The sequence below is a fragment of the Hymenobacter agri genome, from assembly GCF_054778495.1.
In genome coordinates this window covers 1-1,967 of the sequence record NZ_BAAGZM010000711.1, presented here as the reverse complement: position 1 = coordinate 1,967, position 1,967 = coordinate 1, and the positions used below count along the sequence as shown (strand labels likewise).

2 protein-coding genes and 1 pseudogene are annotated in these 1,967 nt (G+C 57.3%); all 3 read right to left on the bottom strand.

Going from position 1 to position 1,967, the window contains the following annotated elements; translation table 11 throughout:
- Nucleotides 1-663 (bottom strand): annotated as a pseudogene (locus ACYVDE_RS21305) (MGH1-like glycoside hydrolase domain-containing protein); the annotation flags it as partial.
- Nucleotides 664-907: 244 nt separating this feature from the next.
- Complete coding sequence (locus ACYVDE_RS21300) at nucleotides 908-1,003, bottom strand: HepT-like ribonuclease domain-containing protein (RefSeq protein WP_460503547.1); 96 nt, start codon at nucleotides 1,001-1,003, stop codon at nucleotides 908-910.
- Nucleotides 1,004-1,208: 205 nt separating this feature from the next.
- Nucleotides 1,209-1,454, bottom strand: coding sequence for a nucleotidyltransferase family protein (locus tag ACYVDE_RS21295; protein ID WP_460503546.1), 246 nt, complete (start codon nucleotides 1,452-1,454; stop codon nucleotides 1,209-1,211).
- Between the last annotated feature and the right edge of the window lie 513 nt (nucleotides 1,455-1,967).

Genomic DNA, 1,967 nt, shown 5'->3' with positions numbered 1-1,967 from the left:
GGCGCGGGCCATGGCGGGGCGGTGGTCGTCGTAGCCCAGGTCCCAGGTGTTGCGAAACCAGAGCTGCGGCAGCACGGTGAGCGGCGCGGCTTCGGGGCCGCGGTTGTGGGCCGTGATTTGGATGAGCAGGTCATGCGGGCCAGCTTTGGCATATTCGATGAAGACGTCGAAGTAGCGGTTTTCGGCAAAAATGCCGGTGTCGACCAGCTCGTACTCGGGCTCGCGGCGGGTGCGGCGGGCGTTTTCGTCGCGCACCTCGATGTAGGGAAACGCCTGCTGCGGGTACTTGTACAGCATGCGCATGTAGGAGTGCGTGGGGGTGCTGTCGAGGTAGTAGTACAGCTCCTTCACGTCTTCGCCGTGGTTGCCTTCCGGGTTGGTGAGGCCGAAGAGGCGCTCTTTGAGGATGGTGTCGTGGCCGTTCCAGAGGCCGAGGGCGAAGCAGAGCAGCTGCTTATCGTCGGAGATGCCGCCGAGACCTTCCTCGCCCCAGCGGTAGGCGTAGGCGCGAGCCATGTCGTGGCTCACGTAGTTCCAGGCGTCGCCGTGGGCGCTGTAGTCTTCGCGCACGGTGCCCCATTGGCGCTCGGTGAGGTAGGGGCCGAACTGTTTCCAGGGGATGTTGTTTTCGCGGGCTTCGGCGAGGCGGGTTTGTTCTTGCATTGTGGGGAGTGAGGCGGGCCTAAGTCCGGGCTTACGCAAGGATACGGGCAAATGGCTGATGTGGGGCGGAGTTTTGGCCGGCGGAGGGGATGTGCAGCCGGCGCGGCCGGCTTAACCTCTCCCCCGACCCCTCTCCACAGGAGAGGGGAGCCTGACGGCAATGAAAACGGCCCCGATGCGTGTGCAACGGGGCCGTTTTTGGGTTGGGCAGAAAAGGCAGTCAGCCGTTTAGCAGCGCGGCTACTTACTGCTTCAGCAGCGGCAGGTGCATGACGATGCCCCAGACCATTTCGTCGGACACGGTGTCGTAGCCGTGGATGATGCGGTTGCGGGTGGCGATAATCTAACGGGCGTTGGAGAGTTGAAAGCCGGGGTCGGCCTTGTGGGTACGGTCCACGGCTTCGCCCATGATTTCGAGGTTGCGCTCGGTGGCGCGGCGGGTGCGCACGTCGGCCTAGTAGGCGGCAAACAGCATGGGCTGCCCGGCGAAGAAGATTTCGATTTCAAGAATGGCCTGCTGCACGTCGTAGAGGCAGGCACAAATGTCAACGTTCATAAATGACCTGCTGCGTGGCTTGCACCTGGGCGCGGAAATAGGGATTGCGCAGGGCCTGCGCTTCCAGCAAATCGACGGGACGCTGCAATTCTTTTTCTAAAGCGGATTTGAGTGCTAGGTAATTGTCGGCGTATTCTTCTACGGGCATCAGCTCGAAGGCAGCTACCAAATCTACGTCGCTCGCCGGGCCAAATGCGGGCGTGAGCACGGAGCCGAAAGCAGCCAAGCGCTGCACGCGGCGAGGGTGAGGCGGTGGGTGGTGAGGGAATTAATTCATGGCAGTTAATTATTCAATACTGTATCAAGCTTGACTGATTACAGAACGGTATAGGCACGATTTTTAAAATTTCGACTGTCTATGTTTTTACACTCAAATACCAAAATAATGTTACAGCGCTTACCGCCTTGCACAAATTCAGTACGTGCGCTCAATTGTTCATATGGTTCACAAAATAAACGGCCCGGCCCACGACGGCTCATAATAGCGAATCGGTGTCCGTTAATCTGTTCAATCTTTGTTTCTCGCCATAATGATTTTGTTTCACAGATGATACTATCCCGCTTATCAGTCTGACGGGCTATTTCATATAACGACTTTATCGTCCACACACTGTCGCCGTAAATTTGTTGGGGCACAATCGTTAATCTATCTAATGTATCCTTGCAAAATCCGGCGGTGGTCTAAGTGAGGATGGTTCTGTGATTATGTCGGTCGATGCAAATTTTAATTCGGGCTGCGTGCATGCGC